Raw genomic sequence first — 24,536 nt, forward strand, 5'->3', positions numbered from 1 at the left:
CGCGCGACCCGAAGCCGAAGGACGCACGTTACCGAGCGCTTCGAGCATGGCTGAGGGATTCTGTAGAGCCGAGCCCACGCTCGGCTGCGCGGTCCCGTAGAGCCGAGCCCACGCTCGGCTGCGCGGTCCTGTAGAGCCGAGCCCACGCTCGGCTAAGTCGAGCAAGCTCGACTCTACGCATGCAGCCGAGCGTGGGCTCGGCTCTACAAAGGCGGTCGCGCGTGAATCGACGTCAGCCGTTCCAGCCCAGCCCGCGCGGCTCATTGCTGAATCCCGCCGCGCGCAGCGCATCGACGGCGGGCCCGCGATGGACGGGCTCGTCGTTGATCCGCTCCAAGGTGAAGGACAGCCGCCGGCCACGCCGCAGGCCCACGGCTAGCGCCTGCGCCGCCGCTGCCCAGCGCGTTGCCGCGTCGCCTGCCGTGCCGTCGATCCAACTGGTCAGCTGGCGGCCGCCCTGCGGCAGATACAGCTGCAGGCGGCCTTCGCCGATCACCACCATCGCACCGGCCCGGCGCACCGGACGCGGCCCGGCGATCGGCTGGGGCCACGGCAGCAGGCTGCCGAAGGGATTGGCGGGATCCAGCGCCGACAGCGCAACCCGGACGCCATCTCCGCCATCCCGCTCGGCGCTGGCACGCAGGCGGTCGATGTCGTCGCGCTGGGCGAACTGGGCGCCGCCCATGCCTTCCACGAAGCGACCACGCAGTAGCTGGCCTGCATCTTCCATGCTGCGCAGCACCGGGCGAAGTGCCGGGAATCCACCGGCCACGCCTTCGCTCATCGCTGCGCTGCGGGTGACCACCGTGTAGCGGTCCAGCAGCGCCTCGGTCTGCGCCAGCGCGCGCAGCGTGTCACTGGCCCGCTCCCGCGGCAGCAGCGACCAGCGTCCCGCCAGCGTCGGCCCCGTGCTGCTGGCCAGCTCCAGTCCGACGGTGCCCGTCGTCAATGGAACGAAGGCAAAGCCGCGGCGGCGGCGCGACACCGGCGTCGGCCGCGCCCGAGCGGGCCGCGCTCCACCCAGCGCGCGCAGCGGCGCCCACAGGTCACTGCTGATCTGTCCGCGCCAAGCCAGCTGCCACAGCGCCGTCTGGAAATCCTCACCCGTCGTGTCCACACCAACCAGTCGTGGCTGTACCTGCATCGCCAGTTGCCGGGCGAAGAACGCACCACCGTCGGCCAGCACCTGCAGGATGGCCTGCTGCATCGGTGAGTCTTCTCCCTGCGCCGGTGTGACCGGCAAAGTTTCAGCGGCACGCTCGCGCAGGTGCAGCGACACCAGTCCATCGTCGTCGCCCAGCCGGCCATGGCCAAGCCAGATCACCGTGCCGGTGGCCAGCAGTTCATCCAGCAGCGCAGGCGTGTAGCCGGGCACGCGCGCGGGCAGTACCTGCTGTTCCCACAGCGATGCCGGCAGTGGCAGCCCCGCCAGTTGTTCGATCACCTGCAGCACGCCGTCGCTGTCGCTGGCGCGCGCGGCCCCAGGCAGCACACCCTGCCCCTGCAGCAGCAGACCGACATAGGCCTGCACCGGAACCGGGCGGGTCGCCTCGCGGGCGGCCTGCAAGGAGCGCAACCGCAGCCGCTGCAGCACCTCCGTGCTTACCCACTCATGCCCTGCACGCGGTGGCGCCGCCGCTGCGTTCTCGTCGGCGGCGCGACGATCCAGGCCGAACCGGCCGCGTACGACCCGATCCTGTTCCTGCAGCGCGTGCAGCGCAGCATCCACCACCGCCACGCCAAGGCCGAAACGGGCGGCCACGCTGCCACTGCTGAAAGGCCCATGGGTGCGCGCGTGGCGGCCAAGCAGATCGCCCAACGGATCCGGCACCGGGGCCAGGAATACCTCGGCCACGTCCGCAGGCGGGATGATGCCCAGAGCATCGCGCAGGCGCGCGGCATCCTCCACCGCCGCCCACTGCTGGGCCCCTGCAACGGGGACGCGGATCGCACGACCCGCCGCGCGCAGCGCCAGCAGCCAGGCATCCGCCTGCGCAGGCTCGGTGATGCGCTGCGCGACCTCCACCGCCGGCAGCGGGCCCAGCTCACGCAGCAGGTCGGCCACGCCTTCGCTGCCACGTGCGTGGCGGGCCGGATCCAGGCGTTGCAACTCGCGCTCCACGGTGGTCACCACGGCATCGTCCAGCAGTTCGCCCAGATCCACCTCGCCGAGCAGTTCCGCCAGCAGGCCACTGTCGAGCGACAACACTGATGCGCGCCGTTCGGCCAGCGGTACATCGGCTTCGTACATGAACTCGGCGACATAGCCGAACAGCAGGTTGGCCGCAAACGGCGATGGCACGGCCGTATCCACCTCGACCACCTGGACCCGGCCTGCCTGCACGCGCAGCATCAGTGCATCCAGTGCATCCAGGTCGTAGACGTCCTGGAGGCACTCGCGTGCGGTCTCGACCAGGATCGGGAACTCATCGTGGCCACGGGCGATCTCCAGCAGCTGCCCCGCACGCAGGCGCTGCTGCCACAACGGCGAGCGCTTGCCCGGCGTGCGCCGCGGCAGCAGCAGCGCGCGCGAGGCACATTCACGGAAACGTGCGGCGAACAACGCAGAACCGGCGACCGAGCGGTTGATGACCTGGCGCAGGTGGGACGCATCGAACAGGAAGAGTTCCGCGCCCGGCGGCGTGCCGGTGCGGTCGGGCATGCGGACGATGATGCCGTCGTCGCTGGCCACTACGGCCGGATCGATGCCGGCCTGCTCGCGCAGGCGCGCGGCCACTGCCAGCGCCCAGGGATCGTGCACGCGGCGCCCATAGGGCGAATGCAGCATCACCCGCCAGTCGCCGAGTTCATCACGGCAGCGCTCGACGACCAGGCGCAGGTCGGTCGGCAGCACACCGGTGGCCAGCTGCTGTTCGGCCACAAGCGCCAGCATGTTGCTGATCGCGCTTACATCCAGGCCGCGATCGCGCAGCCGGGCGAGCAGTGCCGGCGACGGCTCGCCAGCGCCGCCCGGATCGGCTTCGAGTTCCGCCAGGAAGGCGCCGGTGGCCTGCCCCAGCTCGGCCGGGCGGCCGATACCTTCGCCCCGCCAGAACGGCAGCCGCGCCGAGCGCCCCGGCGCTGGCGTGACCACGACCTGGTCAAGGGTGATCTGGTCGATGCGCCAGGACGTGGCGCCGAGGGTGATCACATCATTCACGCGCGACTCGTGGACCATCTCTTCATCCAGTTCGCCGACACGGCGCGATCCCGCCTGTTCTTCACCCTCGGGCAGGACAACGGCATACATGCCACGGTCGGGAATGGTGCCGCCGCTGGTCACCGCCAGCTGGCGGGCACCAGGACGCGCAGTCAACGTACCGGCCTTTCTGTCCCACACCAAGCGCGGGCGGAAAGCGGCGAACTCATCGGATGGATAGCGGCCGGCCAGCATGTCCAGCACCGCGTCGAATGCACTGCGCGGCAGCGTGCGGTACGGCGCAGCCCGGCGCACGCGTGCAAACCAGGCCTCCACATCGAGTGGCTCCATCGCTACCGCAGCCACGGTCTGCTGGGCCAGCACATCGAGCGGATTGCGCGGCGGATCGAGCGCTTCGATGCGTCCATCCAGCATGCTGTCGACGACCACCGCGGCATCGACCAGGTCACGGCGCGTACGCGGATACAGCAGGCCACGCGACAGGCCGCCCACCTGGTGGCCGGCACGGCCCACCCGCTGCAGTGCACTGGATACCGAGGGCGGCGCCGCGACCTGGATCACCAGATCCACCAGGCCCATGTCGATGCCCAGCTCAAGACTGGAGGTGGCGACAACGCAGCGGAGCTCGCCGGACTTCAGCGCCTGCTCGATGGCGGCGCGCTGTTCCTTGGATACCGAACCGTGGTGCGAGCGGGCGATCACCGAGGCCGGCGCGGTGACACGGTTCACCGTGCTGCCGGTGAACGATCCGTAGGCGGCTGTACTCGCGGTATCCGCTTCGCCCGCAGGCTCGACGCCCGTGCGCTCGGCATGCAGCTCGTTGAGTCGTGCGGTCAGCCGTTCCGCCACCCCGCGCGAATTGGCAAACACAATCGTGGAGCGATGCCGCATCACGTTGTCGAGAATGCTGGCCTCCACATGCGGCCAGATCGAACCGGTGCGCGCGCCGGCGCCGCGTTCTTCCGCTGGGCCGTGCACGGCCAGGTCGGTCATGTCCTCCACCGGCACCACGATCTTCAGTTCCAGCTGCCGCTGCGAAGGCGGCTGCACCACCTGCACCGGGCGATCACCGCCGAGGAAGGCCGCAACGCCCTCGACCGGGCGGACCGTGGCCGACAGGCCGATGCGCTGTGCGGGCGCCTGCAGCAGCCCGTCGAGCCGTTCCAGGCTCAGCGCCAGGTGCGAGCCACGCTTGCCGCCCGCCACCGCATGGATCTCATCGAGGATCACCGTGTGCACATCGCGCAGGATCTCCCGCGCCTGCGAGGTCAGCATCAGGTACAGCGACTCGGGCGTGGTGATCAGGATGTCCGGCGGGCGCCGCACCAGGCGTGAGCGGTCACTGCTGCTGGTATCGCCGGTGCGCATGGCCACGGTCAGGGCGACGGCCGTATCCCCACGTTCGCTGCGCCGCGCACTGATGCCCTGCAGGGGTACCTGCAGATTGCGTTGCACATCGCTGCCCAGCGCCTTGATCGGCGACAGGTACAGCACGCGCGTGCGCGCCACCGGCTTGGCCGCCGGGTCGCGGCGGGCGTCGCCATCGCGCTCGGCAAACACCTGGTCGATTGCATGCAGGAACGCGGCCAGCGTCTTGCCCGACCCGGTTGGGGCCACCACCAGGGTGTGTTGGCCTGCGGCGATCGACGCCCACGCCTCATCCTGCACCGGCGTCGATGCTGCGAACGCGGAACGGAACCAGTCACGGGTGGCGGGATGGAAGTGCTGCAGGGAATCCAAGGCAGGGCCGGTCGCCATCGATGATGGCTTCGATGATACGGCGAAGAAATCGTTTGTCGTTACTAATAGTTACGTTATAACATTTCACATTGCCTTTACGGAGCGTGTCATGCGTCGCCACCTGCTAGCTGCAGCCATCCCCCTCGCCCTTCAATCCGTTGCACTCCATTCCGCCCGGGCGTCGGACACGCCGACCCTTCCCACCCTGCAGGTGGAAGCCAGCCAGCCCTCGCGCATCGACAGCCGGGTCACCGTCGACAACCCGCAGGCCCAGAACCGCACCCTCGGCGGCCTGCTCGAGCATGTCTCCGGCGTGCAGAACAGCGCCTTCGGGCCCAACGCCGGCGCGCCGGTCATCCGCAGCCTCAGCGGCAACCGCGTGCAGATCCTGCAGGACGGCCAGTCCATCCTCGGCATGAACGCGATCAGCGGCGACATCAACATTCCGTTCGACCCGCTGTTCGTGCGCAGCGTTACCGTCAACAAATCCTCAGACACGGTGCGCTACGGCGGCAACGCCATCGGCGGCAGCGTCGAGGTCGATTCCGGGTTGATCCCGCGCACGATGGAAGACCAGGACCAGTCGATGGAACTGGTGCTGCGCAAGGGTTTCAACGCGGCCGATGCGCAGGGCTTCCGCATGAACTTCAACAACCAGCGCAACGTCTCCACCAACCTGCAGGTCTCGCGGCAGCGCACCTCGCACTACGACATCCCCGGCCACAGCAAGGCGGCCGCCTGCAACACGCAGCTGTTCCCGGCCGCCGGTGGTGTGAACTCGGCGCTGGCCGATGCCTGCCAGAAGGAAGCCCGCGTGCAGCAGGTCTACAACAAGGCCTCGCAGCCCTACATCGACCAGTTCATGACCGAGAACCCGGACTGGGCCGATGGCGAGTTCTCCTTCTACACCAACAACCCGACCTCGGTCTGGCAGCGCCAGACCTACGTCAATCCGGTCAACCCGGATTACGTCGCCGGCACGCCGTCCTATGTGCAGAAGCGGATCAACAACGACGTCACCCCGGACTACCACCACCGCCTGGGCAACAGCTACTCACGCAGTTCGCAGGTCGCGCTGGGTTCCACACGCTTCTTTGATCGCGGCTACGTGGGCGTCAGCATCGATGCCAAGGACAGCGAGTACGGGGTGCCGGGCTTCTCGATGCAGAACCTGTCCTTCGGTTCCAACTATGCCGACGGCCTGCCGGTGGGCGTGGTCATCAAGCAGGAGCGCTATGCGCTGGAAGCCCTGCTGCGCGACCCGGTGCCGGGCGTCGAGCGCGCCGAGCTGCGCGTCTCGCAGCTGGACAACACCTCCGGCGAACGCCTGGGTGCCCGCAAGGCCAACGATTACGACTTCGAAAGCACCCAGGCCGAACTGCTGCTGGCCCACCGCCGCGTGGGCCCGCTGAGCGGCCTGCTCGGTCTCAGCCAGCAGTCGCGCGAGGTCACCGGCAGCGGGTCGCTGCGCTACCTGCCCAACGTCGATACGCGCAACCAGGCGGTGTTCCTGAAGGAGACACTGGACTTCGACTGGGCCTCCTTCGATGCCGGCGTGCGCCATGAACGCGTGGACCACACGTTGCGGCCGAGCAGCTTCAAGACCGCGCGCAATTCGGCCAACACCACGCTGCAGGACCGCGACTTCCGACTCAACAGTTACAGCATCGGCTCCTACGTTGAACTCGGCCCCCTGTTCGCTGCCAAGCTGCGTTACTCCTCCTCGCAGCGCGCACCGGAGATCAATGAACTCTACGCCAGCAACGCGCATTACTCGGTGATGACCCAGGAAGAAGGCGACCAGAACCTGGAGCCGGAACGTGCGAAGAACCTTGAGCTGACCGGCCTGTTCCACCTGGGCAACTTCCAGCTGTCGGCCACCGCCTACCGCATGCGTTACGAAAACTACCTCTACCTGGGCTACTCCGGCCTGCAGACCGCCAACCGCCTGCCGCTGAAGTACTGGAAGCAGACCGACACCACGGTGAAGGGCTTCGAGGTCGACGCCTCGCAGTCACTGACGCTCGGTCGCTTCGGCAGCCTGGAGCTGTCCGCCTTTGCCGACCTGGTGAAGAACAAGGCCGACCATCCCGATGCGCTGCGCGCCCACAACGATGGCGAGTACCTGCCGAACATGCCGACCAACCGCTACGGCGCCACCGTGCAATGGAAGCGCGAGGGCTGGAAGGCGCAGCTGTCGGGCACCTACTACGACACGCAGAAGTACCTGGGCCGCAACGTCAGCGAAGAAATACCGCTGGATGCGTTCACCCTGGTCGACCTGCAGCTGAGCCGGGAGATTCCCCTGCGCACGACCGCTGTGGCCGGCATGGAAGTCTTCATCAATGGCAGCAACCTGCTCAACGAAGAGGCGCGCCCGCACAACTCGCCGCTGAAGTACATCGCACCGCTGCCGGGGCGTGGCTTCCAGGTGGGTGTGACCGTGCGGCTGTAAACGCGCGCCCGCCATCCCGCGCATATGGGAATGGCCAAGCGTTATTTAGTGGTGGCGATGCGACGTGAAACAGTGGGCACTCGTTCATGTTGCCCTTGGAGCCCATTCCTTCCATGTCCATCGCCCGCCCCCGGACCGCGTTGACGTTCATTGGCGCCACCGCGCTGTCCTCCCTGCTGTTGCTGTCCGCGCCCGGCGCGCGTGCCGCTGAAGATTCGACCTCTCAGCTGCGCGCGTATGTCGCCGCCAAGCGCACGGCCATCGAAGCGCAGTCAGCGCAGCCTGCCGTCCCGACCACCATCCATGCCAAGGTGACTGCCGAGAGCCGCTCAGGGGTCAGGCGTTTGCGCATCGGGCCAACCGGCGAGTTCCAGTACATCAGTGACAGCGGCCGGGACTACGCCGGCTACAACCTGGGTGCCGGCTCCTGGGACTCGCTGGTCGGCACGCTCGCCAGCTCGGTGGCTGACGAGTACGTTGTGCAGGCGGCGGTGCAGGACATTCCGCTGGATGCGCTGGATGTGGTGTTCACCAGCATTCCCGAGCGCAAGAGCGCAAGCCTTGCCTATCCCAACAACCTCTCCTATGTCGTCTACATCGATTCGCCGGCAACTGATGCACAGCTGCAGGCGCTGAAGCGCGCGGTGCACGAGAATTCCTCGGCGATCGATCTGGTGACGCGACCACAGCAGGTCAGCCACGCCGACGTGGACTACGTCCACAGCTCATCCACGCGCGATCCGAAGCTGCCCCCCGGCCTGCGCGATTTCATCGCCGAGGAAAAGCGCCCGGCGGTACTCGCCCGGCATGCCCCACGCGATCCGAGGGATGCACCGAGGGAACCCGAGACTCTGGTCGCCCGCGCCCACGTCGAACCCCGCACCGGCCTGCGCCACGTTTTCCTGGGCAAGGATGGCTACCACCAGCAGCTGCATGACAGTGCGCCAGGGCTGCTTGGCTACGGCCTGGCACCCACGGTGGAGGAACACCTGCTGGGCGTCACCGGCACCTGCCTGACCCACATCTTCGAAGTGCAGGCAGCTTCCCGCAACGTGTTGCTGGACTCCCTGGAGCTGACCGTTGATGGTCAACTGAGCCCGCGCTTCGGCAAGGGCGTCACCACACCGGCACGCTACAGCGGCATCCGCTATCGCGTGCGCATCGAATCGCCTGCATCAGCGCAGGAGATCGATGCGCTCCGTCAGTCGGTCGAGGCCACCTGCCCGCTCTACAACCTGGTGAAAGACGAGCAGAAGCTCGAAGGCCGCATCGTTCGTGGCTCCTATGCAGACGCCGCGCAGTAGCCGCAGACGCTGCATGGGTTGACCTTGCAGTGGCGATCCCCCCCGGCCCGAAGCGGCCCGGGAGACGCCCCTTCACTCCGGTTGTCAGCATCTCTCTGGGGATATTCGATGAAGCTCGCCCTGCGCTCGCATTCGAGCGTGCAACGCCCGTGGTACAACCTGCGCCCGCAGCGAGCGCGCCGCCGCCACCTGGCACTGGCGCTGTGCACCCTGCTTGCGCCCGCGGCAGAGGCCGCCGAGGAGAAGCAGACATCGGCCGCGCACGCGCATGAGGGCAATGCACGCCTGCTCGACAAGGTCTCCGTACTCGGCTCGCAGATTGCCGGCGGTGGCGCCCAGGCAGCGCTGCCGGTGGTGGCGGTGGACCGCGAACAGATCGAATCGACCGGCGCCACCAACGGCAACGAGCTGTTCCGCAGCCTGCCGCAGTTTGGCGACGTCGCCGTCACCGAGAAAGGCACCACCAACGCCGGGCGCAATTCGAATGTCGCCCGTGGCGACGTCGGCTCCATCAATCTGCGCAACCTCGGTGCGAAGTACACGCTGCTGCTGGTCAACGGCCGGCGCACCGTCCAGCACCCCATCAGCAACAGCGGCGACGATACGACCTACAACGCCAATGCCATCCCGACCTTCGGCCTGGAGCGCATCAACCTGCTGCTTGACGGCGCAGCCTCCATCTACGGCTCCGACGCGGTCGCGGGCGTGGTCGACCTCGTAACGCCGGCCAACCTGCAGAACGGCGGCGGCGTCCGCCTGGACTACGGCAAGGTGTCCGATGGCCATCGTGAAGACGTCTCGCTGGATGGCTACCTGGGCAGCGACTTCGCCGATGGACGCGGCAACATCTCGCTGCTGTACGGATTCTCCACGCGGACGGCGCAGCGCAACTCCGACGCCTGGTTCACGGCGACCGATGGTCGTCGGCCGCTGGGAAATGGCACCAGCGTGCCCGATCCGGACGGCAGCACCGGCTTCAGCACGCGGACGCCGTGGGGCCACTTCGATACCTATGCCAACGGCAGGCGCACCGGCAGTTGGAGTATCGATCCTGCGACCGGCGCACTCGTCTCCGGTACGGTGCCGACGCGTTACCACTATGACTCGGCCGCCGAGCCGGGCATCACCTCGGCGCCGGCCATCCGCAAGGGCAATGTGTTCGCCAGCGGCCGGTTCGACATCAACGACTCGCTGCAGCTGTTCAGCGAGCTGGCCTACTACCGGGCCAGGTCCGAGTCATGGGTGAGCAGTGAGTCCGGCTTCGGCGGCGAGGGCTTCCTGCTGCATATCCGTCCCGATGCCTACTGGGTGCCGGAAGCGCTGCGTGGTGCCGATGCGATTCGACTGCTGAATTATCAGTTCGCGGATTCGGGGATCCGCCGCGTCACGGTCGACAACGAGCAGTCGCGCGTCCTGCTGGGCGTGCGTGGCTGGACCGAAGGCGGCTGGAACTGGGAAAGCGCACTGCTGTACTCACGCGCACGCAGCACCGATGTGCAGCAGGGCGGACTCACCGATGCCTTCATCGAGGCGGTGAACCGCACCGATGCCAGTGCCTACAATCCGTTCAGCGGCGGTGATCCCGCCAGCATCCGGGTTGGTGATGCCACGCCCTCTGACACCTCCTCGTTCATTGGCGAGGCGACGCGCGTAGGCACCAGCGAGCTGGCGTTGTGGGACTTCAAGATCGACCGTTCCGATCTGCTGACGTGGTATGCCGGCGACATCGGCGCGGCGGCGGGCGTGGAGTACCGTTACGAAAGCCGCAGCGATGACCGCGATGGGAACATCGATGGCAGCCACCCCTATACCGACTGGTACACCGGAACGGTGGCGCCCAGCAATTTCTTCACCCACAGCCCGCGGCCTGACGTGCATGGCAGTCGCAGCGTCACCTCCGCGCTGGTCGAACTGGCCATCCCACTGGTGTCAGCCGCGCAGGGCGTGCCGCTGGTGCAATCGCTGGACCTGCAGGTGGCCGCGCGCTGGGAGGACTACAGCGATGCCGGCAAAGTCGCCAAGCCGAAGCTGGCCGCTGCCTGGAAGGTCAATGACAGCCTGCTGCTGCGCGGCTCGGTCAGTGGAGGCTTCCGCGCGCCTGGGCTGGAGCTGGTCAATTCACCTCCCACCTACGGGTTCGGCTTCAACAACGATGCCATCCGCTGCCATGCACTCATCGCCAAGGGTGCACAGCCGAACTACAGCGCCTGCCTCAACGCTAACAGCAGTGGTTCGGCGGTCAAGCCATCGGTCAGCTCGGTGACCTCCTACGGCGATGACGTCAAACCGGAAACGACACGACAGTCTTCCTGGGGCGCCGTGTTCGAGCCACGCTTCCTGCCCGAACGCTTCGGCTCGATCAGCTTGAGCGTGGACACGTGGCGGGTGAAGGTCGAGAACCCGATCAGCACCATGGGCGAGGAACTGCTCTACGACGCCTATCTGCGTGTCGTCGAAGGCACCAGCAATCCCAACGTCGTGCGTGCGCAGGCAACTGCCGAAGACATCGCCCTGTTCGCGGGCACCGGGCTTGAACCGGCCGGCGTGGTCACCAACATCTACAACCGCTACCAGAACCGCAGTCCGCTGACGGCCTCCGGCATGGATTACAACTTCAACTGGCGGTTGCCGGACACCGCATGGGGTCGCTTCGCGCTGCTGGTCAGCGTCAGCCAGCTGAAGGAGTACACCCAGCAGAAGCCTGCTGAAGTGCAGGAGGTCGCCGCGGCGATCGCCCGCGGCGCGTTGAACATCATCGCGCCCGACCTTGGTGCGGCCAACGAAGTCGGCATCAACGGGGCAAAGCCGGAGTGGCGGGCCAGCGCCACCTTGATCTGGAACCTGCAGGACTGGACCGTGCGGCTGCGCGACGACTACATCGACAGTGTCAGGGCCGGGGCGTACGCCGATGGCCGGCCGTACGTGGTCGCTGCCACGCAGCGCTGGGCATTGTCGGTGAAAAAAGAGTTCCACGTGGGGCTGCTGCAGGGCACTGCCGTGGAAGTGGGAGCGCGCAACGTGTTCAACAAAGACCCGCCCCTCAACGCCTCCGGCAATTACCTGAGCGCGCTGCACGAGGCCTACGGGCGCTACATCCACCTCGGCATTTCAAAGAACTGGTGAACCGCATGAAGAGACTGCCCCTCGCGTTCCTGCTTGCGGCGACCCTGGGCGTTGCCGCGTGCAGCCCACGGCAACCCGTGGATGCGCAGGCCGCGACTGGAACGCTGGCAGCGTCGGCGTTCGAGACACAGCACGCCGAGTGGGTGCGTCGGCGCGCCGCGGACCTGGGCAAGCCGGATGGCTGGACCAGCCTCACCGGGCTGCACTGGCTGGAAGCCGGGACAAAACGCGTGGGAGGAAGCGAGGACAACGACATCCGGCTGGCCATTGCACCCGCTCGCCTGGGCCAGATCGAGCAACGTGGCGACGCCGTGTTCTTCCAGCCTGCCGATGGCGTGGCCGTTACCACGGAAGGTGCACCGGTGCTGGACAGCACTCGCCTGACACCGGAAGGCCCTGGCGGCGGCACCACGCTCACCTATGACGACGGCAAGGGAAAAATCAGTGTGATCCGCCGTGGCCAACGCCTTGCGCTGCGGGTCCGGCATGCCGATGCGCCCGCTCGCCTGGCCTTTTCCGGTCTCCACTTCTTCCCGGCAGACGAGGGCTGGCGGCTGCAGGCGCGCTTCGTGCCACACCCTGCCGGCAGGACGCTGCCCATCGCCAGTGTCATCGGCGAGGTCACCGACACGCCCAATCCTGGGTACGTCCTCTTTGAAAAAGAGGGTCGACAATGGAGGCTGGAAGCATTGGGCGATCCTGCCAAGGGGTTGAACCTGATGTTCCAGGATCAGACGACGGGCCGGCAGACCTATGGTGTGGGCCGCTACCTGCGCACCGATGCGGTCGCCGTGGATGGTTCGGTCACGCTCGATTTCAATCGCGCCTACAACCCACCGTGCGCGTACACCGAATTCGCGACGTGCCCTCTGCCACCGCCGGAGAACCGGCTCGCGCAGCAGGATGCAGACCGCACGCTCGTTCGGCTGGCAGTGCTTTCTGGCGAACGGAAATATTCCGCGTCCCACGATTGATCGGCGCCTGCAGTTCCGCATCGATCACGCACAACGAAAAACGCCCGCAAATCCAGGATCTGCGGGCGCTTTCTTGTATCTGGCGGAGCGAGAGGGATTCGAACCCTCGATAGAGCTTTTGACCCTATACTCCCTTAGCAGGGGAGCCCCTTCAGCCACTCGGGCATCGCTCCGGGGTTTTCTCCGCGTCTGGTGCGGTGCACCTCAGCGGGGCGTGAATCATAACGTTAATCAGACGCGAAGGTAAAGCTTTTATTCGCCGGAATTTTCACTTCCGGTGCTGCCGGCTTCATCACCACGCTGGATGCGCTGGTAGATCTCTTCGCGATGCACAGCAACGTCCTTCGGCGCGGTGATACCGATGCGCACCTGGTTGCCCTTGACGCCGAGCACGGTGACGCTCACCGAGTCTCCGATCATCAGGGTTTCGCCGACGCGGCGAGTCAAGATCAACATTTTAGTAAGTCTCCATGGAACCGTGTGGAAGGGTATCCCCCACCGGCTTGACGCTCCGTCAAGAAGCGTCCCCACGACAAAGGGAAAAGATTTCGCAATGGTACCGTCAGCCGTCCCGCTCCTACAAGGAGGGGGACGGCAGGGGTTCACATCACAGGCGGGGGCTGACCCATTCGACAACCGCGGCAAGAGCGGTAGCAAGGGCGGGCCCGTCCTCGCCACCACCCTGGGCGAGGTCCGGGCGTCCGCCGCCCTTGCCCCCGATCTGACTGGCGATATGGGACAACAGTTCCCCGGCCTTGACCTTGCCCATTGCACTGCCGTTCACGCCCGCGACCAGGGCGGCCTTGCCGTCCTGGGTGCCGGCCAGCAGGATCACGGCGTTGCCCAGCTGCTGCTTCAGGCGGTCCATGGCATCACGCAGGGCCTTGGCGTCGAAGCCTTCCAGGCGGGCGGCCAGCACCTTCACACCGGCGACCTCGACGGCCTGGCCGGAAAGATCGGCGGTGGCGCCGGCGGCGACCTTGGCCTTCACGGCCTCCAGCTCACGCTCCAGCTGTTTCTGGCGCAGGCCCAGGGCGCGGATCTTCTCGACCACGTCAGCGGCGCTGCCACCCAGCAGTTCCGCCGCTTCGGCCAGGCGGGCCTCTTCGGCCGCCACATAGTCCAGGGCGCCCTGGCCGGTGACCGCCTCGATGCGGCGCACGCCGGCCGAGACACCGCCTTCGGAGGTGATCTTGAACAGACCGATGTCGCCGGTGCGGCTGACGTGGGTACCGCCACACAGTTCGGTGGAGTAGTCACCCATCTTCAGCACGCGCACGTTCTCGCCGTACTTCTCGCCGAACAGGGCCATCGCGCCGAAATCCAGCGCTTCCTGCATGCCCATGGTGTGCACTTCGGCGGCGTTGTTGGCGCGCACCTGCTGGTTGACCTTGCGCTCGATCACGGCCAGTTCTTCGGCGCTGATCGACTGGAAGTGCGAGAAGTCGAAACGCAGGCGGTCCGGTGCGACCAGCGAACCCTTCTGCTGCACGTGGGTGCCGAGCACTTCGCGCAGGGCGGCATGCAGCAGGTGGGTGGCCGAGTGGTTGAGGATGGTGGCGCCGCGGCGCTCGCCATCGACCTGGCCGGACAGCACGTCGCCGACCTTCAGGCCGCCTTCGGACAGGGTGCCGACGTGGCCATGGAACTGGCCCGCGAACTTCTGGGTATCGCTGACCGGCAGGCGCACGCCGTTGCCGGTAAGCACGCCGGTGTCACCGACCTGGCCGCCGGATTCGGCGTAGAACGGGGTCTGGTTGGTGATGACGATCACGGCGTCGCCGGCCTCGGCCGACTGCACCGGACGGCCGTCCTTGAGCAGGGCCAGTACGGTCAGGCCATCGGCTTGCAGGCGGTCGTAGCCCAGGAACAGGGTCGGGGTCAGGGTCGCCACCAGTTCGGCGGGCAGGGTCACGCCGCCACCGAACTTGCCGGCGGCACGCGCGGTCTCGCGCTGCTGCTCCATCGCCGCATCGAAACCGTCGGTATCAACGGTCAGCTCGCGCTCGCGGGCGATGTCCTGGGTCAGGTCCAGCGGGAAGCCGTAGGTGTCGTACAGGCGGAACGCGTCGACGCCGGGGATCACGCCATTGCTGGCCTTGGCTGCCACGTCCTCGAAGATCTTCATGCCGGCGTCGAGGGTTTCAGCGAAACGCTCCTCTTCGGCCTGCAGCGCACGGACCACGGTATCGGCCTGGGCCGGCAGTTCCGGATAGGCCTCGCCCATCAGCTCGACCAGGGTCGGCACCAGCTTGCTGAAGAACGGCTGGCGCACGCCCAGCATCCAGCCGTGGCGCAGGGCGCGGCGGATGATACGGCGCAGCACGTAGCCGCGACCTTCGTTGGACGGCAGCACGCCGTCGACGATCAGGAAGGAGCAGGCGCGGATGTGATCGGCGATCACGCGCAGCGACTTGTTCTCCAGATCGGCCATGCCGGTCAGCTCGGACGCCTTGCGGATCAACGCCTGGAACAGGTCGATCTCGTAGTTGGTGTGCACGTGCTGCAGGATCGCCGCCAGGCGCTCCAGGCCCATGCCGGTATCCACGCACGGTGCCGGCAGCGGCACCAGGGTGCCGTCGGTCTGGCGGTCGAACTGCATGAACACCAGGTTCCAGATCTCGATGAAGCGGTCACCGTCTTCATCCGGCGAACCAGGGGGGCCGCCTGCGATGTGGTCGCCGTGGTCGTAGAAGATCTCGGTGCACGGGCCGCAGGGACCGGTGTCGGCCATCTGCCAGAAGTTGTCTGAGGCGTACGGGGCGCCCTTGTTGTCGCCGATGCGCACGATGCGCTCTTCCGGGATGCCGACCATGTCGCGCCACAGCGCGTAGGCCTCGTCATCGGTCTGGTAGACGGTGACCAGCAGGCGCTCGGCCGGCAGTTTCCAGACCTGGGTCAGCAGTTCCCATGCCCAGGCGATGGCGTCCTTCTTGAAGTAGTCACCGAAGGACCAGTTGCCCAGCATTTCGAAGAAGGTGTGGTGACGCGCGGTGTAGCCGACCTGGTCGAGATCGTTGTGCTTGCCACCGGCGCGCAGGCAGCGCTGGACGTCGGCCGCGCGCACGTAGCTGCGCTTTTCCGCGCCCAGGAACACGTCCTTGAACTGGACCATGCCCGAGTTGGTGAACAGCAGGGTCGGATCATTGCCCGGCACCAGCGGCGCCGACGGCACGATGGTGTGGCCTTTGCCCTTGAAGAACTCAAGGAAATCGCTACGGATCTGGGAGGTCGTGAATTTGGCGGGTGCGTTCATTGAGGGGGCTGGCAGTGTGCGGGCCGGCAGCCCCCGAACCGCCGGCCTCACTGGCCAGGGTCGTAACGGACCGCCGAAAACCTAAAGGGTATCAGGCCCGGCGCCGTCAGTCTCAGTCATCCGGGTCGAAGCGGGTCGCGCGACGGATGGTGTCCCCGTCGAAGCCCCGCCGGGCCAGCAGATCGGCGGCCTTGCGCCGCTGTGCCAGGTCCTGCGGGCCGTCCTCTCCGAAACGGCGGCGGACCAGATCGCGGGCGTTTTCCTGCCAGTCGCCTTCGTAGGTGTCCATTGCGGCGGCGATCGCCACGCTGTCCAGCCCATGGGTGCCGAGCTCGGCACGGACGTGGATGGGCCCATAGCCGGTGTTGGCACGCATCCGGACGAGATTCTCCGCAAAACGGGTGTCGTCCTGCCAGCCGGCCTCGGTCAGCTTGGCCACGGCGGCCTCGGCCGCCTCGCCCTCGATGCCACGGGCGGTCAGCTTGCGGGTCAGCTCCTTGCGCGAATGCTCACGCCGCACCAGCAGGCCCAGGGCACGCTGTACGGGGGTCTGTTCGCGCGGCCGGCGCTTGCGGCCGGTGGGGGCGTCGGCATCGGACATTGCTTACTCCAAGGGTGGCGCCGTCCCTGGCACCCTGCCCGTCCGTGGGCGGTTCGAACCTGCGGGACAGGGCGACGTCACTGACGGCGCCGCCCTGCCCCACAGCAAGTCTTACTCGTCGTCGCCGTCGTCGTCGCCTTCCTCACGGGCGGCTTCGGACGGCTGGAACTTCTCGCGCAGCTCGGCTTCGAGCTTGGCGGCGACGGTCGGGTTGTCGCGCAGGTAGCCTCGGGCGTTGTCCTTGCCCTGGCCGATGCGCTCTTCACCGTAGCTGTACCAGGCACCGGCCTTCTCGACCAGCTTGGCTTCCACACCCATGTCGATCAGCTCGCCTTCGCGGCTGATGCCTTCGCCGTACAGGATCTCGGTGATGACCTGCTTGAACGGCGGTGCCAGCTTGTTCTTGACGACCTTGATCTTGGTCTGGTTGCCGATGATCTCGTCGCCCTTCTTGATCGCGCCGATACGGCGGATGTCCAGGCGCACCGAGGCGTAGAACTTCAGCGCGTTGCCGCCGGTGGTCACTTCCGGGCTCTGGCCCGGCATCATCACGCCGATCTTCATGCGCAGCTGGTTGATGAAGACCACCAGGGTGTTGGAGCGCTTGATGTTGCCGGTCAGCTTGCGCAGGGCCTGGCTCATCAGGCGGGCCTGCAGGCCCGGCAGCTGGTCACCCATTTCGCCTTCGATTTCGGCCTTGGGGGTCAGTGCGGCGACCGAGTCGACCACCAGGATGTCCACCGAACCCGAACGAACCAGCATGTCGGCGATTTCCAGCGCCTGCTCACCGGTATCCGGCTGCGACAGGAGCAGGTCGTCCACGTTCACGCCCAGCTTGGCGGCGTAGATCGGATCCAGCGCGTGCTCGGCGTCGATGAAGGCAGCGGTGCCGCCCATCTTCTGGCATTCGGCGATGGCCTGCAGGGTCAGGGTGGTCTTGCCCGACGACTCCGGACCGTAGATTTCAACGACACGACCCTTCGGCAGGCCACCGATGCCCAGTGCGATGTCGAGCATCAGCGAGCCGGTCGGGATGGCTTCGACGGGTTCGACCACACGGTCGCCCATCCGCATCACCGAGCCCTTGCCGAACTGCTTCTCGATCTGGCCCAGAGCAGCAGCCAATGCGCGCTTTTTGTTCTCGTCCATCGTGTTGCTCCTAGCAGAGGTCATGTCGTTGGGGGTGCTGTCTTTGGGGGTCTTCTTTGCCATGGGTTCACTTTAAGTCGGATGTATCGCACAGGCTGAGATTCTGCCCGGCGCTCAGAAAAGAATTATCGGACATCCGTACCAACCTCAGTGGAACCAGAGAATCGCCACAAAAGACCGCGGGGTAATGCTGGTGGAACAGGGCTGCTGCCAGTGGCTCAGCGGTTGGGCCGCAGCAGGCCGCAATACAGGCCCTCGATCGCGAAATCCTGGTCGGGCAGGACCTCGATCGGCTTGTAGTCGGGGTTGCGCGGCAACAGGCGGATGCGGTCCTTGGCGATCTTCAGCAGCTTGACGGTGATCTCGTCGTCGATGCGGGCCACCACGATCTGCCCGGAGTGGGCGTCGCGGGTGCGGTGCACGCCGATCAGATCACCGTCGAAAATGCCCTCGTCGATCATCGAATCGCCCTGCACCTTCAGCAGGTAATCCGGCGCCGGCGAGAAGAACACCCGGTCCAGCACCACGAAATCGTCCGACCCGATGTCGGCGCCGATCGGCAGGCCGGCGGCGACACGGCCCAGCACCGGCAGCCGCAGGACGCTGTCGGGCAGGCCCGGCTCGGCCAGCTTCTCGATCGGCGGCGCCTGCACCAGGCGGATGCCGCGGGCCTGACCGGGGATGCGACGGATCGCACCGGCCTGCTCGAGGGCCTCCAGATGGTATTGGGCCGCGCGCACGCCCTTGAAGCCAAACGCGCGGGCGATTTCAGTCTGCGACGGCGGTGCGCCTTCGCTCTCGATACGCTCGGCGATCAACTGCAGGATCGCCTGCTGGGTGTCGGTCAGGTCCATGCTTAGTAGTATTACTACTAACGAGTGGGTGTGCAAGTGCCCCGGGCGGCACGGGGAACGGGGAACCGCCGCCGGGCATGGCCCGGCGCTACCGGCTGTAGTGCCGAGCCCATGCTCGGCACTCGGCAATCGTCGCCGGGCATGGCCCGGCGCTACCGGCTGTAGTGCCGAGCCCATGCTCGGCACTCGGCAATCGTCGCCGGGCATGGCCCGGCGCTACCAGAATCGCTTCGCAATTCTGCGCTTCCTTCGGAACCGCGACAGGTGCACTTCGTGCACCTGCCTACGCGTGCTTACCGCTTCTCCATATCGAGAACAGGATCCACACGCCGCAGAAGCCGGCGCCGACGAAGCCGCATACGCCCAGGGCCAGCAGCCAGCGGCTGGAGATGCCGCCCACGCTGTGCATCACGATGGACGAGCCGATGATCAGCGCGGCGGTGACGATGCCCATCACCAGCCGGTTGGCGGCGCGGTTCACCTGGTCGCCAAAGCCCTGCAGCGCGCTGGTTTCCACCTTCAGCTGCAGGCGTCCGCGGCGCGCGGCCTGGACCAGCTTGCGCAGGTCGCGCGGAAGTTCACCGGCGAAGTCGATCATCCCCAACAGGCTGCGCCGACCGCGCTTGAGCAGCGCACGTGGGGCGTAGCGCTGCAGCACCACCCGCTCCAGGAACGGGCGGGCGACGCTGGCCATGTCGAAATCGGGGTCGAGTTGTCGGCCCATGCCCTCCAGGGTCAGGAACGCCTTGATCATCAGCGCCAGGTCGGCAGGCAGGGTCAGGCTGTAGCTGCGCAGCAGCTGGGTGATGTCGCCCAGCATCAGGCCGATGCGCAGGTCCTTCAGCGGCACGCCGCGGTACTGGTCCACGAACTGGCTGATGTCGTGCTGCAGCCGGTTCTCATCGACCTCCACGCCACCGGCCCAGTCCAGCAGCACGTCGGCCACGCCCTGCGGGTCCTGTTCGACCAGGCCATGCAGCAGCTGTGCGACCTGGAAGCGGCGCACTTCGGACAGCGCGCCGACCATGCCGAAATCGATGACGCCGATGCGGCCGTCGCGCAGGTAGATGATGTTGCCGGGGTGCGGATCGGCGTGGAAGCTGCCGTCCTCCAGCACCATCTTCAGCACGATGTCGGCACCGCGCCGGGCCAGCTCACGGCGGTCCAGCCCAGCCGCATCCACCCCCGCCAGATCGCGACCTGGAATGCCTTCGACGAAATCCTGGACGTTCAGGCTCTCGCAGGTCCACTGCCAGTGCACTCCGGGAATCAGGATGTCGTCGCGGGCCTGGAAATTACGGCTGATGCGCTCGGCGTTGCGGCATTCGGCGGCGAAATCCAGCTCGCGGCGCAGTGACACGGTGAACTGCTGGACCACTTCGGCCGGCCGGTAGCGGCGCAGGTCCGGCAGCCGCGCCTCGACGATCTCGGCCAGCCGCGCGAGCAGGCGAAGGTCGGCTTCCACCACGTCGCGGATGCCGGGCCGACGCACTTTCAGCACCACCTCGCGGCCGTCATGCAGGCGCGCGCGATGGGCCTGCGCCAGCGAGGCGGCGGCCATCGGGGTTTCATCAAGGAAGGCGAACACCTGCGATGGCGATGCACCGAGGTCGGATTCCAGCTGCTCGCGGATGGCTGCATACGGCAGCGCAGGCACCGCGTTCTGCAGCTCGGACAGCTCGGAAATCCACTCAGGCGGCAGCAGGTCGACGCGGGTGGCCAGCACCTGGCCCAGCTTCACGAAGGTCGGGCCGAGATCCTGCAGAGCACTGCGCACGCGCACCGGCGCGGTCATGCGCAGCATCTGCTGGCTTTCCTCATTCCAGTGCAGCAGGCGGCCCGCGCGCTCGAGCACGGTGGCCAGGCCGATGCGCCGGACCACGTCGCCGAAGCCGTAACGGATCAGGACGGCGGCGATCTCCTGCAGCCGGCCCAGGTCACGGACGGTACCCAGCGTCTCCCACATCGTTACCTACTCCGGTTTGGTACCGGGCCAGCATGTCACAGCTGGGCGTCGATACCGTGCAGGGCGGCTGCGACGGTCTGCCGCCGTATGGCTTCGCGGTCGCCGTCGAACTGGAACAGCTCGGCACGTGCGTAGCCGCCGCGGCGCTTCCAGCCAATCCAGACGCTGCCGACCGGCTTGTCCGGGCTGCCGCCGCCCGGGCCGGCGATGCCGGTCACGGCCACGGCGATACCGGCGCCGGAATTGATCAGCGCGCCGGACACCATTTCCAGCACGGCCTCGCGGCTGACCGCACCGAACTGCTCCAGGGTCTGCGCGCGCACGCCCAGCAGGCGCTGCTTGGCTTCATAGCTGTAGACCACCATGCCGCAGTCGAAGAACGCCGAGGAACCGGCGATATCGGTCATGCACTTGGCGATCCAGCCACCGCTGCAGCTTTCAGCGGTGACCAGTTGCAGCGAGGCCTGCTGCAGGCGCTGCCCAAGCGCGGCGGCGTGGGCATGGAGATCGGCGTCGGAGGGGAAGGACATCGGCATGGATCGAGGTAGCAACGGTCATCTTGTACCGCAGAACAGCGGCGCTGTCCTCCCCTGCCCCTCAGTGGTCGTGGTGCAGGTAACGGGCCTGGCGCGGCAGGCGCAGGCTGACCAGGAACGCCACCACCATCATCACCGTGACGTACCAGAAGAACAGCTGCTCATGGCCCAGGCTCTTCAGGCCCAGCGCGGCGTATTCGGCGCTGCCGCCGAAGATCGCGTTGCCGATGGCGTAGGCCAGGCCCACGCCGAGCGCGCGCACCTGCGGCGGGAACATCTCGGCCTTCACGATGCCGGAAATCGACGTGTAGAAGCTGACGATGGCCAGCGCCAGCACGATCAGCCCGAAGGCCGCCCACGGGCTGGTGACGTGCTGCAGGGTGATAAGGATCGGCACGGTGGTGAGCGCGCCCAGCGCGCCGAACAGCATCATGCTGGTGCGGCGGCCGATGCGGTCGGACAGCATGCCGAACAGCGGCTGCATGCACATGTACAGGAACAGCGCGCCGGTCATCACGTAACTGGCGGTCTTGATGGGCAGGTGCACCGTGTTGACCAGGAACTTCTGCATGTAGGTGGTGAAGGTGTAGAAGATCAGCGAGCCGCCGGCGGTATAGCCGAGCACGGTGAAGAAGGCGGCCTTGTGGTCACGGAACAGCGCCGACAGGCTGCCGGCATCCTTGTCGCCACGGTCGGCCTCGCTCTGCGTTTCATGCAGGGTACGGCGCAGCAGCAGCGCGACCACGGCGGCGACGGCACCAAGCACGAACGGGATGCGCCAGCCCCAGGCGCGGATCTCCGCTTCGCTCAGCAGGGCTTCCATGATGACGATGACCAGCACCGCCAGCAGCTGGCCGCCAATGAGGGTGACGTACTGGAACGAGGAGAAGAAGCCGCGCTGGCCGCGCAGGGCAACCTCGCTCATGTAGGTGGCCGTGGTGCCGTACTCGCCGCCGACCGACAGGCCCTGGATCAGGCGCGCGACCAGCAGCAGGACCGGCGCCATCGCACCGATGCTGGCGTAGGTCGGCAGGCAGGCGACCATCAGCGAGCCGCCGCACATCATGCTGACCGAGATCAGCAGCGACTTCTTGCGGCCAAGACGATCAGCGATGCGACCGAACAGCCAGCCACCGATGGGCCGCATCAGGAAGCCGGCGGCGAACACGCCGGCGGTGTTGAGCAGCTGCACGGTCGGGTTGGACGCCGGGAAGAAGGCGCCGGCGAAGTAGATGGCGCAGAACGCGTAGACGTAGAAGTCGAACCACTCCACCAGGTTGCCGGACGAGGCCGACATGATGGCGAACACGCGGTGGCGCTTCTCCGCCGCGGTGTACTGGGGGAGTGCGTCGGTGCTGACGTGGGACATGGAAGGGACTCCGGGGGTGCCGTGGGGGCAGACCCTCGGATCATCCGCCCGGCGGGCGTGAGCGGATGTGCACTATCGGGCGGCTGGAGTGCGGTAATCGGCCGGTAGTGCGGGATGGAGTGTTCCAGCAGGGCTTGCAGCCCTGCACCCGCAGAAGCCGACGCCAGAGCAACAGCAGAAGCTGGTTTCCTGACGAGAGGCGGGGTGGGCCCGGATGAGGGGGACGCCGTAAACCCGTCCTTGGGGGCTTGGTCGCCGCATCCATGCGGCTCACCCCCCCTCAACCGGACCCACCCCGCCTTCGACACATTTCTGCGGGCTGTCGGAAAGGCGCTCTGCTTTGGTAGGTGCCGACCGTTGGTCGGCACGGGGTCGGCACGGGGTCAGATCCCTTTGCGCAGCAAAGGGCTCTGGCCCCGCCCGTCGTGGTTTACCACTCGGGCAGTTTTTCCGGCAGCAGGGCGCGGATCGGGCCGCCGTCGGGGCTGGCGGCCAGCTTCTCCGCCTCGGCGATCGGGATGTCGACCTGCAGCAGCCAGCCGTCTTCGTCGGCCGCTTCGCTGCGGATCACCTCCAGCTGGTGCAGGCGCGCGCGCAGGCGGCCGGCGCTGGGCGGCAGGCGCAGTTCGCCGCTGACGTGCTGCAGGCCCAGGCGCTTGCCCAGCACGCTCTGCAGCAGTTCCAGACCTTCGCCGTCACGGGCGGAGATCCAGACCCGCTCGCGGCGCGACGGATCGGGGATGCCGTCCTGGCCGTCGTGGCGCACTTCAGCACCCTCGATGCGGTCGATCTTGTTGAACACCAGCAGCTGCGGCAGGTCACCGGCACCGACGGCGGTCAGGACTTCGTCGACCTGGGCGATGCGCTCCTCGCGGTGCGAATCGGCAGCGTCGACCAGGTGCAGCAGGAAGTCGGCCTCGCGCGCTTCGGAGAGGGTCGAGCGGAACGCGGCGACCAGGTCATGCGGCAGATCGCGCACGAAGCCCACGGTATCGGCCAACACGACGCTGCCACCGGGCACGGCGATGCGGCGCACCGTCGGGTCCAGGGTGGCAAACAGCTGGTCGGCAGCGTACGCCTCGGCACCGGTCAGGGCATTGAACAGGGTCGACTTGCCGGCATTGGTATAGCCGACCAGGGCCACGCGCGGCAGCTCGCTGCGCAGGCGCGCGCGGCGCATCTGGGTGCGCTGCGTTTCAACCTTTTCCAGCCGCTTCTGCAACTGCTCCACCCGCTTCTGCAGCAGGCGGCGATCGGTTTCCAGCTGGGTTTCACCCGGGCCGCGCAGGCCGATCGAACCGCCGCGCTGACGCTCAAGGTGGGTCCAGCCGCGCACCAGCCGCGTGGCCAGGTGGCGCAGCTGCGCCAGCTCGACCTGCAGCTTGCCTTCGTGGCTGTGCGCACGCTGGGCAAAGATGTCCAGGATCAGGCCGGTACGGTCGATCACCCGGCGCTCCAGGAACCGTTCCAGGTTGCGTTCCTGGCCCGGGCTCAGCGAATGGTTGACCAGGATCAGGTCCGCGCCGGTTGCGTCAGCCGCAGCCTTGATCTCGTCCAGCTTGCCGCTGCCGATCAGGGTCGACGGGTTGGGACGGTCCAGGCGCGCGGTGATGGTGGCGGCGATGCTGGCCCCTGCCGAGCGGGCCAGATCACCGAACTCTTCCAGCACGTCTTCTTCCAGCTTGCCGAAATGGGGCTGGATCAACAGGGCGTTTTCGCCCTTTTTCGAGCGGTCAAACATTCACCGCTCCGGAATCATTCGTCTGCTTCATCACCCGCCTGACCATCATTGTCACCTGACTGCACGTAGCCACCACCCGGCCCGACCTTCACGTTACGCGCCGGCACGACGGTGGAAATGGCGTGCTTGTAGACCATCTGGCTCACGGTGTTGCGCAGCAGGACCACGAACTGATCGAACGATTCGATCGTGCCCTGCAGCTTGATGCCGTTGACCAGGTACACCGAAACCGGCACGCGTTCGCGCCGCAGTGCGTTCAAGAAAGGATCCTGCAGCGATTGCCCCTTGGACATTGCTAACTCCTGATT

15 protein-coding genes and 1 tRNA gene are annotated in these 24,536 nt (G+C 66.9%); 4 read left to right on the forward strand and 12 right to left on the reverse strand.

The genetic code is table 11. The annotated features are described in order from the left end of the window. Positions 1-232 precede the first annotated feature (232 nt). On the reverse strand, positions 233-4,918 hold the full coding sequence (locus FJU31_RS03605; protein WP_150453522.1) for an ATP-dependent helicase: 4,686 nt from the start codon (positions 4,916-4,918) through the stop codon (positions 233-235). Positions 4,919-5,009: 91 nt separating this feature from the next. On the opposite strand from FJU31_RS03605, the gene FJU31_RS03610 reads away from it, so the two are divergent. From FJU31_RS03610 to FJU31_RS03625, 4 genes are all read left to right on the forward strand, one after another. Continuing rightward, on the forward strand, positions 5,010-7,355 hold the full coding sequence (locus tag FJU31_RS03610) for a TonB-dependent receptor (protein ID WP_150453523.1): 2,346 nt from the start codon (positions 5,010-5,012) through the stop codon (positions 7,353-7,355). A 113-nt stretch (positions 7,356-7,468) separates the two neighbouring features. Beyond that, positions 7,469-8,659, forward strand: coding sequence for an OsmC family protein (locus tag FJU31_RS03615; RefSeq protein WP_188115443.1), 1,191 nt, complete (start codon positions 7,469-7,471; stop codon positions 8,657-8,659). A 108-nt stretch (positions 8,660-8,767) separates the two neighbouring features. After that, a complete protein-coding gene (locus tag FJU31_RS03620; protein ID WP_150453525.1) occupies positions 8,768-11,782 on the forward strand; it encodes a TonB-dependent receptor domain-containing protein in 3,015 nt (1,004 codons plus the stop codon). 5 nt (positions 11,783-11,787) lie between these two features. After that, positions 11,788-12,756 carry a DUF1684 domain-containing protein gene (locus FJU31_RS03625; protein WP_150453526.1) on the forward strand — a complete coding sequence of 323 codons (969 nt, stop codon included), beginning with the start codon at positions 11,788-11,790 and terminating at the stop codon, positions 12,754-12,756. 80 nt (positions 12,757-12,836) lie between these two features. Here the strand turns inward: FJU31_RS03625 and FJU31_RS03630 are convergent. From FJU31_RS03630 to hfq, 11 genes are all read right to left on the reverse strand, one after another. Continuing rightward, positions 12,837-12,929: transfer RNA gene (locus FJU31_RS03630), tRNA-Ser, on the reverse strand. Between the two features lie 79 nt (positions 12,930-13,008). Then, positions 13,009-13,212 (reverse strand): carbon storage regulator CsrA, encoded by a 204-nt coding sequence (csrA, locus tag FJU31_RS03635; RefSeq protein WP_079221459.1) that lies wholly within the window; start codon positions 13,210-13,212, stop codon positions 13,009-13,011. A 151-nt stretch (positions 13,213-13,363) separates the two neighbouring features. Next, on the reverse strand, positions 13,364-16,012 hold the full coding sequence (alaS, locus tag FJU31_RS03640) for an alanine--tRNA ligase (RefSeq protein ID WP_150453527.1): 2,649 nt from the start codon (positions 16,010-16,012) through the stop codon (positions 13,364-13,366). Positions 16,013-16,124: 112 nt separating this feature from the next. Then, entirely contained in the window at positions 16,125-16,613 is a 489-nt protein-coding gene (gene recX / locus FJU31_RS03645) for a recombination regulator RecX (protein ID WP_150453528.1), read from the reverse strand. A gap of 111 nt (positions 16,614-16,724) precedes the next feature. Further along, positions 16,725-17,762, reverse strand: coding sequence for a recombinase RecA (recA, locus tag FJU31_RS03650; protein WP_108768480.1), 1,038 nt, complete (start codon positions 17,760-17,762; stop codon positions 16,725-16,727). Between the two features lie 218 nt (positions 17,763-17,980). Then, positions 17,981-18,616: a transcriptional repressor LexA gene (gene lexA, locus FJU31_RS03655; protein WP_079221455.1), complete on the reverse strand. Its 636-nt coding sequence runs from the start codon at positions 18,614-18,616 to the stop codon at positions 17,981-17,983. A 283-nt stretch (positions 18,617-18,899) separates the two neighbouring features. Beyond that, positions 18,900-20,582: a 2-polyprenylphenol 6-hydroxylase gene (gene ubiB / locus FJU31_RS03660; RefSeq protein ID WP_150453529.1), complete on the reverse strand. Its 1,683-nt coding sequence runs from the start codon at positions 20,580-20,582 to the stop codon at positions 18,900-18,902. A gap of 35 nt (positions 20,583-20,617) precedes the next feature. Further along, positions 20,618-21,112, reverse strand: coding sequence for a CinA family protein (locus tag FJU31_RS03665; RefSeq protein WP_150453530.1), 495 nt, complete (start codon positions 21,110-21,112; stop codon positions 20,618-20,620). A 67-nt stretch (positions 21,113-21,179) separates the two neighbouring features. After that, positions 21,180-22,487, reverse strand: a complete 1,308-nt coding sequence (locus FJU31_RS03670) for an MFS family transporter (RefSeq protein ID WP_108746439.1) — start codon at positions 22,485-22,487, stop codon at positions 21,180-21,182. Between the two features lie 430 nt (positions 22,488-22,917). Next, complete coding sequence (hflX, locus tag FJU31_RS03680) at positions 22,918-24,228, reverse strand: ribosome rescue GTPase HflX (protein ID WP_150453532.1); 1,311 nt, start codon at positions 24,226-24,228, stop codon at positions 22,918-22,920. A gap of 14 nt (positions 24,229-24,242) precedes the next feature. After that, complete coding sequence (gene hfq, locus FJU31_RS03685) at positions 24,243-24,521, reverse strand: RNA chaperone Hfq (RefSeq protein WP_150453533.1); 279 nt, start codon at positions 24,519-24,521, stop codon at positions 24,243-24,245. Positions 24,522-24,536 lie beyond the last annotated feature (15 nt).

The organism is Stenotrophomonas cyclobalanopsidis (assembly GCF_008710035.1).
Lineage (GTDB): Bacteria > Pseudomonadota > Gammaproteobacteria > Xanthomonadales > Xanthomonadaceae > Stenotrophomonas > Stenotrophomonas cyclobalanopsidis.